Source organism: Actinoplanes sp. NPDC051388 (assembly GCF_055586225.1).
This window is the reverse complement of sequence record NZ_JBVJIP010000002.1, coordinates 93,095-107,619: the sequence shown is the minus strand read 5'-3', so window position 1 is coordinate 107,619 and position 14,525 is coordinate 93,095. Positions and strand designations below refer to the sequence as shown.

General features: G+C 66.6%; 17 protein-coding genes. 10 read left to right on the top strand and 7 right to left on the bottom strand.

Going from position 1 to position 14,525, the window contains the following annotated elements; genetic code table 11:
• Positions 1 to 79: 79 nt before the first annotated feature.
• Together ACZ6TI_RS04710 and ACZ6TI_RS04705 are read right to left on the bottom strand one after the other, a co-directional pair.
• Positions 80 to 2,137 (bottom strand): P-loop NTPase, encoded by a 2,058-nt coding sequence (locus tag ACZ6TI_RS04710; RefSeq protein ID WP_465343636.1) that lies wholly within the window; start codon positions 2,135 to 2,137, stop codon positions 80 to 82.
• A gap of 26 nt (positions 2,138 to 2,163) precedes the next feature.
• Complete coding sequence (locus tag ACZ6TI_RS04705) at positions 2,164 to 2,556, bottom strand: hypothetical protein (RefSeq protein ID WP_465343635.1); 393 nt, start codon at positions 2,554 to 2,556, stop codon at positions 2,164 to 2,166.
• A 979-nt stretch (positions 2,557 to 3,535) separates the two neighbouring features.
• Between ACZ6TI_RS04705 and ACZ6TI_RS04700 the strand changes: the two genes are divergently transcribed.
• Genes ACZ6TI_RS04700 through ACZ6TI_RS04675 form a run of 6 tightly spaced genes read left to right on the top strand, consistent with a single transcriptional unit; the run spans position 3,536 to position 7,555 of the window.
• Positions 3,536 to 3,919, top strand: a complete 384-nt coding sequence (locus ACZ6TI_RS04700; protein WP_465344281.1) for a transposase — start codon at positions 3,536 to 3,538, stop codon at positions 3,917 to 3,919.
• The gene (locus tag ACZ6TI_RS04695) at positions 3,907 to 4,473 is read left to right on the top strand and encodes a dihydrofolate reductase family protein (protein ID WP_465343634.1); all 567 of its coding nucleotides are present in this window, start codon (positions 3,907 to 3,909) and stop codon (positions 4,471 to 4,473) included. Before ACZ6TI_RS04700 ends, ACZ6TI_RS04695 begins: the two co-directional genes overlap by 13 nt.
• The gene (locus ACZ6TI_RS04690; protein WP_465343633.1) at positions 4,470 to 4,967 is read left to right on the top strand and encodes a hypothetical protein; all 498 of its coding nucleotides are present in this window, start codon (positions 4,470 to 4,472) and stop codon (positions 4,965 to 4,967) included. The genes ACZ6TI_RS04695 and ACZ6TI_RS04690 overlap by 4 nt, the downstream gene beginning before the upstream one ends.
• A gap of 13 nt (positions 4,968 to 4,980) precedes the next feature.
• The gene (locus tag ACZ6TI_RS04685) at positions 4,981 to 5,877 is read left to right on the top strand and encodes a prenyltransferase/squalene oxidase repeat-containing protein (RefSeq protein ID WP_465343632.1); all 897 of its coding nucleotides are present in this window, start codon (positions 4,981 to 4,983) and stop codon (positions 5,875 to 5,877) included.
• 18 nt (positions 5,878 to 5,895) lie between these two features.
• Positions 5,896 to 7,260, top strand: coding sequence for a D-glucuronyl C5-epimerase family protein (locus tag ACZ6TI_RS04680; RefSeq protein ID WP_465343631.1), 1,365 nt, complete (start codon positions 5,896 to 5,898; stop codon positions 7,258 to 7,260).
• Positions 7,261 to 7,288: 28 nt separating this feature from the next.
• Entirely contained in the window at positions 7,289 to 7,555 is a 267-nt protein-coding gene (locus ACZ6TI_RS04675; RefSeq protein ID WP_465343630.1) for a YciI family protein, read from the top strand.
• On the opposite strand, the gene ACZ6TI_RS04670 is transcribed toward ACZ6TI_RS04675, so the two are convergent.
• Entirely contained in the window at positions 7,552 to 8,100 is a 549-nt protein-coding gene (locus ACZ6TI_RS04670) for a phosphoribosyltransferase family protein (protein WP_465343629.1), read from the bottom strand. The two genes, ACZ6TI_RS04675 and ACZ6TI_RS04670, sit on opposite strands and share 4 nt — an antisense overlap.
• 140 nt (positions 8,101 to 8,240) lie before the next feature.
• On the opposite strand from ACZ6TI_RS04670, the gene ACZ6TI_RS04665 reads away from it, so the two are divergent.
• Positions 8,241 to 9,353, top strand: coding sequence for a PP2C family protein-serine/threonine phosphatase (locus tag ACZ6TI_RS04665; RefSeq protein WP_465343628.1), 1,113 nt, complete (start codon positions 8,241 to 8,243; stop codon positions 9,351 to 9,353).
• 7 nt (positions 9,354 to 9,360) lie between these two features.
• Here the strand turns inward: ACZ6TI_RS04665 and ACZ6TI_RS04660 are convergent, their stop codons facing one another.
• A complete protein-coding gene (locus ACZ6TI_RS04660; RefSeq protein WP_465343627.1) occupies positions 9,361 to 9,516 on the bottom strand; it encodes a hypothetical protein in 156 nt (51 codons plus the stop codon).
• A 283-nt stretch (positions 9,517 to 9,799) separates the two neighbouring features.
• On the opposite strand from ACZ6TI_RS04660, the gene ACZ6TI_RS04655 reads away from it, so the two are divergent.
• Positions 9,800 to 11,656 carry an acyl-CoA dehydrogenase gene (locus tag ACZ6TI_RS04655; RefSeq protein ID WP_465343626.1) on the top strand — a complete coding sequence of 619 codons (1,857 nt, stop codon included), beginning with the start codon at positions 9,800 to 9,802 and terminating at the stop codon, positions 11,654 to 11,656.
• A gap of 45 nt (positions 11,657 to 11,701) precedes the next feature.
• On the opposite strand, the gene ACZ6TI_RS04650 is transcribed toward ACZ6TI_RS04655, so the two are convergent.
• Positions 11,702 to 12,217 carry a SixA phosphatase family protein gene (locus ACZ6TI_RS04650; protein ID WP_465343625.1) on the bottom strand — a complete coding sequence of 172 codons (516 nt, stop codon included), beginning with the start codon at positions 12,215 to 12,217 and terminating at the stop codon, positions 11,702 to 11,704.
• Between the two features lie 116 nt (positions 12,218 to 12,333).
• Here ACZ6TI_RS04650 and ACZ6TI_RS04645 point away from each other — a divergent pair, with 116 nt between their 5' ends.
• Positions 12,334 to 12,609: a DUF6458 family protein gene (locus ACZ6TI_RS04645; protein ID WP_465343624.1), complete on the top strand. Its 276-nt coding sequence runs from the start codon at positions 12,334 to 12,336 to the stop codon at positions 12,607 to 12,609.
• Between the two features lie 42 nt (positions 12,610 to 12,651).
• Here the strand turns inward: ACZ6TI_RS04645 and ACZ6TI_RS04640 are convergent, their stop codons facing one another.
• Complete coding sequence (locus tag ACZ6TI_RS04640) at positions 12,652 to 13,488, bottom strand: NAD(P)H-binding protein (RefSeq protein ID WP_465343623.1); 837 nt, start codon at positions 13,486 to 13,488, stop codon at positions 12,652 to 12,654.
• 115 nt (positions 13,489 to 13,603) lie between these two features.
• Here ACZ6TI_RS04640 and ACZ6TI_RS04635 point away from each other — a divergent pair, with 115 nt between their 5' ends.
• Complete coding sequence (locus ACZ6TI_RS04635; protein ID WP_465343622.1) at positions 13,604 to 13,957, top strand: winged helix-turn-helix transcriptional regulator; 354 nt, start codon at positions 13,604 to 13,606, stop codon at positions 13,955 to 13,957.
• On the opposite strand, the gene ACZ6TI_RS04630 is transcribed toward ACZ6TI_RS04635, so the two are convergent.
• Entirely contained in the window at positions 13,905 to 14,510 is a 606-nt protein-coding gene (locus tag ACZ6TI_RS04630; RefSeq protein WP_465343621.1) for a chloramphenicol phosphotransferase CPT family protein, read from the bottom strand. The genes ACZ6TI_RS04635 and ACZ6TI_RS04630 overlap by 53 nt on opposite strands.
• Positions 14,511 to 14,525 lie beyond the last annotated feature (15 nt).

Below are 14,525 nucleotides of genomic sequence, written 5' to 3'. Positions count from 1 at the left end.
CAGAGGGCCTGCGGCAGCACTCGACGAGGGCTGCGTTCGCCATCTTGCGCGGACTGCGCCTCCGCGGAGCCCGGAGCCCTCACTTAGCTAAGCGGGAGACTAGGTTTGTCAACTTGACAAGAGAGTCATCCCTCGGGTCAACAGCTCGGGCACACCAGGATAGCGTTGGCTGCGTGGCCTTTAGGCCTCTTGATACTCGTAACAGCGCCGACCTCAAAGCCTCCGCACCGCCAAACTCTCTAGGCGTGATGCCGAGTTCTTCAAGGCAGCGCGTCGGATAGCGGTATTCGTCGTAGAAAGCCGATCCAATCTGGCTTGTCAATGCCGCTACCTCTGTCAATAAAGTACTGAGATCGTCTTGATTACTTGCGTGCTCAAAGGTTCGCATCGCGTTGAGAGAAATGAGACTTAGTGATACTACAACCTGATGCGGGTCGAGCTTGTTTTGAGGACGGTCCGATATAGAGACCTGCGCGGCCCAGAACGCTGGCCACCACTTCTTGCAAGTTCCGAGTGCAGTAGCCAGTTCGCACCAGGAGCCCCGGGTGTACTCGGCGTAGTCACTCCACTGAGTCACGTCATCTAGCCGAGCCGTAGTGTCCTCCCAAACTTCTCTCAACGAGGCCTCCGGCTGCTGTTGCTCCCGAAGCACCTGCGACAAAGCCGTGAAGCTGCTGAGGTCGCAAGGAGCGACGACGCAGGCCGTCCGGCACAAGTTAAGGGCTAGCTCGCCAATCAGATCATGCGAGACGCCACTGAAGGCCAATCGCCGCCCGAGATCTTTGAGCTTTCCGAACCCGCCGCGAAAGCCATTGCTTCTCCCGATGTACTGGACGTCGCCAATGAGCTTCTGCAAGCTTGACTCTACCCGTACGCCATACTCGTCACTGAGGCTCAACTCCACTAGAGCCTTCGAGATACTGGGGTGTCGAGCAAAGAATTCGCGCGACGATGTGCTTAGGAAGAATTCTCGCTTCATCGGCACTTCGACCAGTGGCCGCAAGTCCGATTCGGCAATTCCAAGAAAACGTGCGGCGACATCTCGCGGGACACCCTCAATGCCGCTGATGTCCACGGCACCAAGCGCGACAATGAATTCCGCTAAGGAAATGCCCGGCTCGCCCGAGTGTATCGTCGCCAACCTAGACAACAATGAGGACAATCTAGATCGAAGGCGTTCGGAGTCGAAACGCATGGACAGGACGCCACCCATGAATGCCTGCCGTCCTTCTGAGGCTCTGCTCGCATCCACCATCTCTCGCGCTATTGACCTAATGTCGCCAGTAGCGAGCCGCGCGGGTCGGCTTGATGAGCAGTGAACCCAATTCTGAGCAACCACTAAAGCATCGGCTGGATCAACCACGCCTACCTGAATGGGTGAACTTACTCGGAAGGAAGCTGCCCATCGGTCGGCAACGCTTCCTTTCCAGCCGAGCCGGTCGCGCTCTGCATTCCAGTCGACGTCACGACTGGCCAAAAGGAAGTGCACGAATACTTCCTCCTCGTGCAACTTCATTTTTTCGTAAGAATCGATGTCCGCCAGCAGGGCCTCGGCGTCGTCGGATGCAATCAAAACAGTCCGCTGGCATTCACGCATCGCGGCTACGACATCTGGCGTGAGTCTGGCATCCGCCGTGCTTCGCCAGAATATTGTGCCGAAGCGATCTTCTTGCGCAAGCAGGACAACGGCCTGAAGGAGGATCGTGGACTTGCCGTCGCCAGTAGCTCCACCAATGCGGACCAGAATGCTGCGGTCTTCTAGATCATCAGGCTGGAAGGCCTGGACAATCTTCATCAATGCCGGGCGAGGGCGCAATTCGGGATGGCATATGTCCTTCCAGTCTGGCGCTAGGCCGTCGAAGAAGTCCGCAAGATCTGCACGCGGCTTTCGGGTGGTTAAGAATTGCCTTGTGACACGCACCCATCCGGGCAACGGAGCCGGCGATCCCACCGGTCGCGACTTGAGAGCCTGAGCAACGTGCTCGACGAGTTTGGCGGTTTCATCCTGATCCAAGCCTGAACTCGCATAGAAGTGGTTGTGCTGAGTTCCGCCGTCACCGGTGTAGACGCCGCCGGCTCGCGACGCATCCACGCTGTAACTTTGTTCCTCGCTGTTCGAGGGCTTGCCGGTGTTCATTCGCCAATGACCAATCCTGCGGTGGGTCAGGAGAAGGTGTTCGTCTGCGTTCCGCCGTCGCCTACGTAGAGGCCTTTGGCTTGCGACGCATCGACCTTGAACTTGCCTGCCTCAGCGCTGGCAGGGTCCATGAGCGTCAGCAACCGCTGAGCAGCCGCCACAATCTCGGCATCAGCGTCGACCTGCGCCCGCGTTAGCGCCTGATGCAACCGGGCCTGCCTGATCTCAGGCTCAAGATGGTCGGCGTCGAGGATCTCAACGACTTCTGTCTCCTGCGGCGAGCCCGAGACCCGACGTACCACCAGTCCGCGCAGACCGGCGTAAGCATCCTTGACGGCCGCTGTTGCCACGTCCTTCGCCCCAGCCACCCCGCCAGCAGCCAACGCCCCCACAATCACCGACATTGCATCTACTGCCATGATCACCCTCCGTACGCTTTGCCTGACACCAGTGTGACTCGCTGACACTAGACGGCCAGCGGCCGTTCGGAGCGGACCTCCTAACCTCCAGCGGGAATTACTCGCAGAACCCGGGCAGCGTTCCTTGCCGGTGAGGACCGTCGCGCGGGCCATCTATGGGCCATTAGTTCAGGCTTCGAGAGGTCACTCCAGGCCACACGGTGCCGCCGTGACCTGCGGTGAGAGGGTTAAGGCAGGAGATCTTGTACGGTTCCCAAGCTGACAGTGCGGGTTCGATTCCCGTCACCCGCTCGTCGGCGGGGGCCTGTGTCTGCGGAGAGCGCAGACCTGGGCCTTCTCGCATATCTGCTTGGGGGCCGAGCCCCCAAACCCCCACGGTGCGGTGATTGCGGTGGGTGAGCTGCTGCCGGGTTTGGTGCCTCCTTTGACTGCTTGGGTACGGGCGGCTTTGCGCTGGGCGGTCGGGATTGTGTCGGCCGGTGGAATGGCTCGGTAGTGGTCGGCGGAGCGCTTGCTTGGGCTCGCTTGCTTGTGGGGCTTGATCTCGAGTGACTTTGGCGTTTGTTGACTGCCTGGTCCGGCGTTGGTTGCGGGGATCGCTCTTCTCATTGATTGGCATCTGAGCGGGGATCTGGGCCGCTGGTAGCGGTGTGCTTTCTTCGTTGGCAGGCGCGCTGAGCGGAACACCGCGGCGACCTTGGTCCGCTCGCGCGCCCAGACCGTCAACCGTCTACACGTCCTTCTCGCTCAGCTCATCGCGTCCGGCCTTCCTCGCAAGCTGACCGCCGAGTCCGCAGCTGCCGCTCTGCGCACGATCCGGCCGCGCACCTTGGCCCGCACAGTGCGCAGGTTGGCCGTCGAACTGCTGGCTGAGCTTCGCCGGCTCGATCGGCGCATCGGCGAGACCACTGCCACGTTGGGTGCCGCGGTCGCCGCCAGCGGCACGACACTGACCGAGCTGCACGGCATCGGTGACGTCATGGCCGCCGAGATCCTCGCCCGGACCGGGCCTGTCAGCCGGTTCCGATCCGAGTCCGCCTTCGCGTCGTTCTGCGGCGTCGCGCCGATAGAAGTTTCCTCGGGTGACGTCCAGCGGCATCGTCTTTCGCGGGCCGGTGACCGTCAGCTGAACTACGCGCTGCATGTGATGGCCATGACGCAGACCCAGCGAGGGACTACTACCAGCGCAAACGAGCCGCCGACAAGACTCACAAGGCAGCCATGCGCTGCTCAAGCGTCGGCTCGCCGACGTCGTCTTCCGAGCCATGATCAAGGACGCGGAGACGGGGCGGGGATCGGTGTCTGGCTGGGGCGGGGTTGGGGCAGGTGGGTGGCGGTCATGATGGGGTCATGCGGAAGCTGATCTACTACATCGCTGTTACGCCGGATGGGTTTATTGCTGGGCCTGATGGGGGGTTTGAGTTCTTTCCCGTTGAGGCTGACATGGTCGAGTGGGTTGTTGGGCACTGTCCGGAGACGTTGCCTACGCATGTGCGGCGGGGGATCGGGATCGATGAGCTTCCCAATCTGATGTTTGACACCGTCGTCATGGGGCGGGGGACCTATCAGCCCGCGCTCGATCTGGGGATTGCGAGCCCCTATGCGCATCTGCGGCAGGTTGTCTTTGCGCACGGGCTCGAAGCCGACGGGGTCACCGTCGTCGAGGGGGATCCCGTCGAGGTTGTGCGGGGGCTCAAGGCCGAGGACGGGCTTGATGTCTGGCTCGCCGGAGGTGGGAAGTTGGCCGCGCAGCTGCTCGATGAGATCGATGAATTCGTGATCAAGGTCAGTCCGGTTCTCGCCGGGGCCGGGATTCCGGTGCTGCCTCGCGAGTTCGCACCGCGGCGGCTCACACTCGCCGGCGTGGAACCCCTGCCCAGTGGGGTTGTCGTGTTGCGCTACGGTGCTGCCGCGTGACTGACGAAACGAGCGGCGTTCTGATTCTCGGGTCTGCCGACGCCGGCGGGGACGAGATCGCCCGGGCGCTCGGGCGGCTCGATTCTCGTTATGTCACCAGCATTCCGGTGCTGTTCGCGGAGGACGCCGCTGCCGTTTCGGCGGTCAAGGAACTCCGGCCGGACGTGGACTGGACCGTGGTGCGGTTGTGGTCCGCGCAGCGGCCGTCGGAGGACGCCGAGGCCGACCTCTGGCTCAACACCGACCACGTCAGCCCGGAGGAGGCGGCCGCCGCCATCCGGGAACCCGCGCTGACCGTCTGGTACGAGATCCTCGACAGCGCGCTGGTCGGCGGAACCGGGCGCCCGCTCGCGCATGCGGCGGACAATGGGCAGCGGCCGGACTGCCTTCCGGAGGCGAGCAAGGTCCAGCCCAGCGACGATCTCTGGGCCTGCCCGCCCGATCGCCAGGTCGACCGCTGTCCCCAATGCCTCAAGGCGCACCCGCTTCCCTGACCAAAGGAGCACGATGTCCGCGATTGCCTGGCTGCTGGAGTCGGACGAGCCGGCCGTGCGAGCCCTGGCGCGGCGTGACCTCCTCGGGGAAGAGGTCCCGCCGGTCGAAAGCGGGCCCAAGGTTGATGCGCTGCTGAACGCGCCGATCGAGGGGCATCCCTATCGGAAGTGGACGGGTGTCCATTGGCGACTCATCTCGCTCGCCGAACTCGGCGTCTCGCCCGCGCTGCCACGTGTCACAGAGCTCACCGACTATGTGCTGGAGTGGCTTTCGCACAACACGTACCCGAAAAGCAAAGGTCTTCCGCTGCGGCACGCCTCCATTGAGGGCAACGCATTGGCCGCCTGCTGCCGGCTCGGGCGCCGGGACGATCCGCGGGCGCGGCGGCTGGCCGATCTGCTCGAGGAATGGCAATGGCCGGACGGCGGATGGAACTGTGACCAGCGCGCATCCGGGCGGCGCTCGTCGTTTCATGAGACGTTCGGGCCGATGTGGGGGCTGCACGAGATGGGCCGGGCGGAACCGGCTCGCAAGGCCGCGGAACTGTTTCTCGACCATCGGCTGTTCAAGAGCGGCGATCGGGTGATCAAGAAGCAGTTCCTGGACTTCCGGTACCCGCCCTACTGGCATTACGACATCCTGCAGGGCCTGCTGCTGTTGTCGCGGATGGGATTGGCGACCGACCCGCGCGCGGCCGACGCCCTGGACGAGGTGGAGCGACGCCGGCGGCCGGACGGCAGGTGGCAGGCGAACGGCTACTGGTGGAAACCCGGAAACCCCGACGTCTATCCCGAACTGGTCGATTGGGGACGCGGCGGGCCGAACGAGATGATCACCCTCAATGCGTTGCGTGTCCTCGAGGCGGGAGGCCGGGCAACTCGCACGTCCGGCGGTGATCCTGTGCGTTAATCAAGTGTGCGTCGAAATATGGCTCTTGCCCTGATTGCGCTCCTGCTTGTTGTCGGGCCGGCCCCGGCGAAAGCCACCGCGGCGCCGGGTGACATGCCGCCGTTCAGCGACGACTTCGCGGCGATCGCCACGAGCTTCTATCGGATCGCCTGGACCGCCGATCACTACCCGGCCCGCCGCGAGCCGGACGGCTCACTCTTCGAGCACCCGATCTATCCGACGTACGTCATCGCGGACTACATCGACCAGTACGAGGCGACGCCGACCACCGAGCTCCGAAACGCCGTCGGCATCGTGGCGCACGCCGCGATCCGCCGGATGAAGGTGCACGAGGGCGGCCTGGTCTTCTGGTACGCCGAGGCCGGCACCGCCCGCGCGACCCGTCGCTACTACTCGGGCCTCACCACCGCCTACTACGCCGATCAGCTCCAGCAGGCCGCCGATCTGACCGGCGACGACACGATCGCCACCGCCGCCCGGCAGGCCATGGACGCGCTGCTGGTGCCCAATGAGCGCGGCGGCGTCCTGTTCACCGACCGCAACGGCGTGTCGATCGCCGAGGTGCCGCAGCGCCCGAACAGCTACGTCCTCAACGGCTGGCTGTCGACGCTGTTGTCGATCTGGAACTACGGGCGCCTCTCCGGCGACTCGCGGGCCCGCGACGTGGTGCTGAAGTCCACCAAGGCGCTGGTCAAGGTGCTGCCCAGGTATGACGACCCGGTTCGCCACCTGTCCCGCTACGGCCTGACCGGATACGTCGCCGTGCGGGTGGTCGGCACGACGTACAGCTCGTTGTCGGTGACGGTGCCGGGGGAGGGGACCTTCGGGCCGGCGAAGAAGCCGTACCGCTGGGAGGTCCATCGGATGAGCCCGAGCCAGGCGAACATCGTGATCTCGTACGCGTCCTGGCCGACCGCCAACACGCTCACCATCAAGCCGGCCCGCCCCGCCCGCGTCCAGGCCCTGATCGGCCGGTACGACCCGCTCACCGCCGCGCCGAACTACCTGAAGTGGGTGGACATCGGCGCGGTGACCCCGCAGCAGCCGACGATCAAGGTGCCGTGGCGGATCTTCGACACCGTGGTCTATCAGACGAACTTCGCCAAGAAGATCGACGGTCACCAGGTGAACATCTATCACACGGTGCACGTCAACCAGCTCGCCCGGCTCTACGCCCTCACCGGCGACGCGGCGCTGCAACAGTGGTCGCAGCACTGGCGCGCGGACATGTGCACGTGGGGCGGATCACCACTCTTCCGTGGTCTCTACGCGGCCCGTCCCGAAGGCGGCATGCCGCGGATCGTACCGGTGGGCCAGCTTTGCACGGAACGTCGCGCACACACTCCGGCACCCGATTCGGACCCGTTCTTCTATGGCGCGTAGGTCCGCAGTAGACCCATAGGATGGCGACATGTACCTGATGATCTCCACTTACACAGCGCCGGCGGACGAGATCGACAAAGCGCGCGAGGCGCACCTGCAGTTCCTCGACGGGCTGGGCGACGTCGTCATCTCGGCCGGCCGGCAGGACCCGCCCAAGGGTGGCGTCGTGCTGCTCCGCGCCGACTCGGAAGAGGAAGCCCAGCGGATCATGGCCGACGACCCCTACGTGCAGGGCGGCCTGGCCGACTACGTCGCCACCGGCTGGAAGCCGACCCGCGGGGTCCTGGCCGGCTAGGTCGGCTGAAAATCCAGGTCGGCGCCGGTGAGCAGCCCGCGAATGGTCACGTTCTGCGGGCACTCGTCGACGATCACCGCGGTGCCCAGCGGGATCGCGCCGAGCTCGGAGACGACCTGATAGAGCGCCCGGGACTGTGCGCCGGTGGCCGCCCAGTCGTCCACCACCAGCACCCGGTCGCTCGGCCCGATCAGCCGCGAGCGCAGGCCCAGCCGCTGCGGTTCGCCGCGATGGTCGGCGGCCACGTCGGCCCAGGTCATCGGCTCGGGGATGGGCCGCCGGGCGCGGTCTCGGTAGGCCTCCACAAAGCCGACACCGAGTGCCCGGGCGACCAGCGGGCCGACCAGGAAGCCGGTCACCTCGGGGGAGACCACCACGGTCGGCTGCTCGTTGGCGAAGAGGCTGCCGAGCGCCAGGCCGAGGCCGTCCAGAATGTGCGGATCACGCCACCAGCCGGAGCGATCGCTGACCAAGACCTCGCTGTCCGGCCCTGGGTCCGTCCACCGGAACGCGGCGATCAAGCGGTCACGCAGGTCGGATGTCACCGGGACATCCTGTCATCGAGGTGCGGGGGTTCCGCCGCCGACTGAATGAGGCCGATCTGCCGCGTGGTCAGAACCTCATCAGACTACGGGACAAGTTGATGCAGTCCATCGCCTCGATCAGGCATGCTGTGCGCGTACCCATGGCTATCTTTTCCGCGTCGGGCCGCCGCCTGTTGAGCCCAGCTTCCCGCGCCGGTCTCGGCGCGGCCCTTGTGCTGCTCACCGTCGTGTCCGCCGTGGAGCTGGTCGACAACCGCCGGGCCAGTTTTGTGGGCCTGTTCGCGGCCGTTCCGTTCCTCGCCGCCGTGTTCGCCTCGTGGCAGACCGTGCTGGGCATCGGCGCGTTGGCCACCGTGGTCGGCATGGTCTTCGCCGGCACCGACCCGGACCACGGCGTCTCCGGTGTGGTCAACGTGGTCGGCATCATGCTGGCCACCGGCATCGCGGCCGCGGTGGCGACGATCCGGCAACGCCAGGCGGCCCGCATCACCGAACTGCTGCGGCTGGCCGCGGTGACCCAGCAGGCGGTGCTGCGCCCGCTCGGCCCGCAGGTGGGTTCGCTGGCGGTGGCCGGGCGATACATCTCCGCGACCGCGGCCGCGGACATCGGCGGTGACCTGTACGAAGCGCTGGACACGCCGTACGGGGTGCGGATCATCATCGGCGACGTGCGCGGCAAGGGGCTGGACGCGGTCCGGCTGGCCAGCATCGTGCTGGGGTCCTACCGGCACGTGGCATATGAGCGGGCCGATCTGCGCGCCATCGTGACCGATCTGGATCGTGCGGTGGCCCGCAGCGTGGGTGACGAGGACTTCGTGACCGCGGCCCTGGTCGAGGAGCGCGGCGGCACCCTGACCATCGTCAACTGTGGACATCCGTCGCCGCTGCTGCTGCGCCGCGGCCAGGTGATCGCTCTGGATCCGCCGGCCACCGCCCCGCCGCTGGGTTTCATGCCGGTCGCTCAGCCCCGCGTGGAGCGGCTCGAGCCGGGCGATCGCATTCTGCTCTTCACCGACGGCCTGGGCGAGGCGAGGCGCGACGGTGAGTTCTTCCCGACCACCGACCGGGCCTGGCGACTTCTCGGGCACGGCACGGTGGGCGACGGCCTCGCGTCCCTGGAGACCGCCCTGGTCGACTGGGTGCACGGGCACCTGGACGACGACATCGCCCTGGTCCTGCTGGAATATGCGGGTCCGGGCGTCGACCCGGCTCAGCCGATGCCGAGCTGGGAAGTCGGAGCCGCGGGCTCCTAGCGGTGACTCAGACCGCGGCGGGCTGGGTTTCCTCGGCGGTCGGAGTCTCCGGCGCGGGTTCGGGCGCCGGGACGGGCTCGGGCAGTCGGTGCTTGCCGACGTACCGACGGGGTTGGTCCGCCTGGCGAGGCTCCGGAATCAGGCTCTTGATCGTGGCGAACACGGTGACCTCCTGGCCTCTGGCATACGTCCTTCGCGTACATCGGGAGCAACGACTCGATCCGACGGTCGATACGACGTTTGCGGCGCGGCAACTTGCAAATGGCCGAACGGTTGTCCCGCTTCCCACCGATCGGAGACGTTTGAGACGCGGATCGACGGACAACCACCCCCAATCTCGAGGTTTCTCACAGATCGACTCGCCGCTTGTCGACGTCTACCCGTGGGTAATACAGTGTGTGTTACTGACGGGTAACTCACGTCCGGGAGAAGCGGGGCAGTCACCCATGACGCATTACAAGAGCAACCTGCGCGACCTCGAGTTCAACCTCTTCGAGGTGTTCGGGGCCGACCAGGCGTTCGGCCAGGCGCCGTTCGACGAGATCGACGTGGACACCGCGCGCGACGTGCTGCGCGAGGTCAACCGGCTGGCTCGCGAGGACCTTTCGCTGAGCTTCGCGGACGCGGACCGGAACCCCCCGGTCTTCGATCCGGAGACGCACACCGCGCCGCTGCCGGAGTCGTTCAAGCGGGCCTATGCCAAGTTCATGGCCTCCGAGTTCTGGCGGCTCGACCTGCCCAGCTCGATCGGCGGCACGCTGGCGCCGCGGGCGCTGTGGTGGGCCATCGCCGAGCACGTCCTGGGTGCCAACGCGCCGGTCTGGCTCTATGCCAACGGCCCGTCCTTCGCCCACGTGCTGAAGGCCGAGGGCACCCCTGAACAGCAGCAGTGGGCCGAGCTGTTCGTGGAGAAGCAGTGGGGCGCCACCATGGTGCTGACCGAGCCGGACGCCGGCTCGGACGTCGGCGCCGGCCGCACCCGCGCGATCCCGCAGGCGGACGGCTCGTGGCACATCGAGGGCGTCAAGCGCTTCATCACCTCTGGTGAGCACGACCTGACCGACAACATCATCCACTACGTGCTGGCCCGCCCGGTCGGCGTCGAGGGGGTGGGCGGCCCGGGCACCAAGGGGCTGTCGTTGTTCCTGGTGCCCAAGTTCCACTTCGACCCACAGACCGGCGAGCTGGGCGAGCGCAACGGCGTCTTCGCGACCAACGTCGAGCACAAGATGGGCATCAAGGTCAGCAACACCTGCGAGATGACCTTCGGCGAGCACGGCACCCCGGCCAAGGGCTGGCTGCTGGGCGACGTGCACCAGGGCATCCGCCAGATGTTCATGATCATTGAGTACGCGCGGATGATGGTCGGCACCAAGGCCATTGCGACCCTGTCCACGGGTTACCTGAACGCTCTGGAATACGCGAAGGAGCGGGTCCAGGGCGCCGACCTGCTGCAGCAGATGGACAAGGCGGCCCCGCGGGTCACCATCACGCACCACCCCGACGTGCGGCGCTCACTGATGCTGCAGAAGTCCTACGCCGAGGGCCTGCGGGCGCTGGTCACGTTCACGGCCACCTGGCAGGACAAGGTCGCGATCGCGGACGCGGCCGGCGACACCGAGGCGGCGAAGGCCGCCGGCAAGGTGAACGACCTGCTGCTGCCGCTGGTCAAGGGCGTCGGCTCGGAGCGGGCCTACGAACTGCTCAGCCACGAGTCGCTGCAGATCTTCGGCGGCTCCGGCTTCCTGCAGGACTACCCGCTGGAGCAGTATGTGCGGGACGCCAAGATCGACACGCTCTACGAGGGCACCACCGCGATCCAGAGCCTCGACCTGATCTTCCGCAAGATCGTGAAGGATCAGGGGCAGGCGCTCGGCGTGCTGGCCGGCGACATCCAGGCCTTCATCGAGACCGAGGCCGGCAACGGTCAGCTCAAGGTGGAGCGGCTCGCCCTGGGCAAGGCGCTGACCGAGCTGAACACCATCATGGGCATCCAGATGGGCTGGCTGATGGCGTCGCAGAGCGGCGAGCCCCGCGAGCTCTACAAGGTCGGCCTCACGTCGCGTCGCGTGCTGCTCGCGCTCGGTGACGTGATCCTTTCGTGGCTGCTGCTGCGTCAGGCCGAGGTCGCCCTTAAGGCGCTCGGCACCGACGTCAAGCCGTCCGACAAGTCCTTCTACGAGGGCAAGGTGGCCGCCGCCCGGTTCTTCGCACGCGAGGTGCTGCCGCGGATCGGCTCGGACCGCCGGATCATCGAGAACACCACGCTCGACGTGATGGACCTGTCCGAGGACGCGTTCTGACCGAAAGACCGTGAGGGCCGGCTGCGAAAGCAGCCGGCCCTTTCGCTATCCCCGCGCGGTGTGCCTCAGCACCAGGTCCATCGACCCGGGCTCGGTGCCGGACCAAGGACCAGATGCCTTGTGTATGGCCAATCCGCACGTTTTGAGCCCCTCGAAGCCGTGTTCCTCCTCGTCCGGTCGCAAGAGGACAGACACATCGGACATCGTCGGGTTGTGCCCCACGACGAGCACCGTGGCCACGTCGTCCGGCACCGCCCGCAGCAGGTCGATCACCTCGGTCCGGCCGCCGTCATAGAGGCCGAGTTCGTAGTGCGCCTCCGCGGCCGGCTTCTCCGGGGCGGCCTGGGCCAGCGCGACCGCCACGCCGTGCCAGGTCTGCCGGGCGCGCTGCGCCGACGAGCAGAGCACCAGCCGCGGAACCAGCCCCTCGTCCGCCAGCCAGGCGCCCGCCGCGTCCGCGTCCGCCTCGCCCTTCTCGGTCAGTCTGCGGTCGAAGTCGCGCAGCTCACCAGGGGTCTCCGCCTTGGCGTGCCGCAAGAGGATCAGGGTCCGTTCGGTCATGCGGATCACTTTGCCTGATTACGGATTCGCTCGCCGGGGTAAACACGCCCATCGACGAACGACCCCGGTTCACCATGTCGCCTCATCCCTCGGCGGCATCCAGCTAGGAGGGCCCGATGGGCATCGGCGGAAGCATTTTCCTACTCGCGCTGGGGGCGATCCTCGCGTTCGCCGTCAATGCGGATATCAGCGGCCTCGACATCAACGTCGTCGGCTACGTCCTCATGCTGGCCGGACTGGTCGGCCTGATCGTCACGGTCTGGTTCTGGAACAGCCGCCGCCGCACGGTGGTCGAGGAGCGGCAGCCGATCATCCGCAGCGACGGTCGCGTCGTGGACGAGGTCCGGACCGTGCGCCGGGAGGACCCGCCGCCCCCCACCTACGGCAGGTGAGCAAGCCGTCCGCCTAGGCGGACAGAGCTCAGGCGACAGGGCTCAGGCGGACAGGGCCGCTCGGATCGCGTCGGACACCGGCGTGGCCGGGCGGCCGAGCAGTTCCTCGAGGTCGGCGGGGCTGACCTCGAGAGCCCCCTGCGCGGCGCCGCGGTCGGCGTCCGACAGCACCACCGCGGCCACCTCGGGCAGACCGACGCTGATCAGGAACTCCTTGTGCTTCTCCGGCGACAGGTCGGTGTAGGTCACCTCGGTGCCGGACACCGCCGAGATCTCGGCGGCCAGCCCGGCCAGCGTGAAGCCCGGGCCGCCCAGCTCGTAGACCCGGCTCTCGCCACTGATCAGCGCGGCGGCCGCGGCCTCGGCGAAGTCCGGGCGGGCGGCGGCGCTGATCCGGCCGTCCTGTGCGGCCCCGAAGATCCCGCCGTTCTGCACGGCGCCGGCGAAGTCGTAGTTCTCGTGGTACCAGCTGTTGCGCAGGAACGCGTGCGGCAGACCGGACTCCTTGATCATGGCCTCGGTCGCCTTGTGCTCGCCGGCCAGGATCAGGTCGGTGGTGTCGGCGTTCACGATGCTCGTGTAGAGCAGCAGCCCGACGCCCGCCGCGGTGGCCGCGTCGACCACGTTGCGGTGCTGGGGGATGCGCTGGCCGGCCTCGCTGCCGGAGACGAAGAGCACCTTCTCCGCCCCGTCGAAGACCCGCTTGAGGTCCTCGGGGTTGTTGTAGTCGGCCTGCTCCGCGCGTACCCCGAGGTCTTGGATCTTTTCGATCTGGCGACCGGTGGCGAGGATCTGGTCGGCGGGCACGCCCTTGGCCAGCAGCGCCTCGACGGCGTGACGTCCGAAGGGGCCGGTGGCGCCGGTGACGACGATGGTCATGGAATCTCCTAGGTTTGTCGGGTCCACTCGGCAGCAACCGCGCTGATCGAGGATCACTTCCCCACAGAGAGTGGGCACCTTGAAGTGCCATACGCACCTGAGGGATAGTGTCCTGGTGAAGACGACGCCCTATGCCAAGGATTGCCCGAGCCGGCAGGTTCTGGACCGGATCGGTGACACCTGGAGTGTGCTGATCGTCATGCTGCTGGCCGACGGGCCGGAGCGTTACACGTCGCTGCAGCGCAACATCGAGGGCATCAGCCCCAAGATGCTGACCCAGACGCTGCGCGCGCTGGAACGCGACGGCCTGATCACGCGCACGGTGCACGCGGTGGTGCCGCCGCGGGTGGACTATGCGCTGACCGATCTCGGCGAGAGCCTGTTGTCGCTGGTCGAGGCGCTGGAGAAGTGGGCGGTCAACCACATGGACGACGTGCTGGCCGCGCGGGCGACCTACGACGCAGCCTGAGCCGGTCGAAGGCCTTCGGCGCCCGGAGCCGGTCGAGGGCCTGCACGATCGTCCGCGCGCACGCTTCCGGGCCGGTCTCCGTGGTATCCACGACGATGTCCGAGTCGCCGTGGGCGAAGATCTCCGCCGCCTGGGAGCGGGCCAGGCCGACCGGCCGATCCCCGCGGGCCCGCTCACGCCGGTCGAGCTCCTGCTGATCGCAGCGGACCTCGACGAGGGTGACGTCGTGGTCACGCAGCACGTCGAGCAGATCCGTCAGCCGCCACCGCTCGCTCAGCGGGTAGTCCATGATCACGTCATTGCCGGCCGCGGCGAGACCCGCCACCGCCCGGTGATAGCCGAGCCGGGTCCTTCGCAGCATCTCGGCGACCTCCCCGTCGTCCAACAACCGGGTGTGCACGGTGGAGCGCATGGCGCCGATGGCGTCGCCCGGGACGAAGAACCAGGGATCGGGCAGCAGTGCGAGCAGTGCGTGGCCGATGCTGCTCTTGCCCGCGCTCGAGGCGCCGTTGAGCAGGAGGATCCGGCCCCTCGCCCCAGTGAGTTGATCCATCTCGTGCGACAGTCC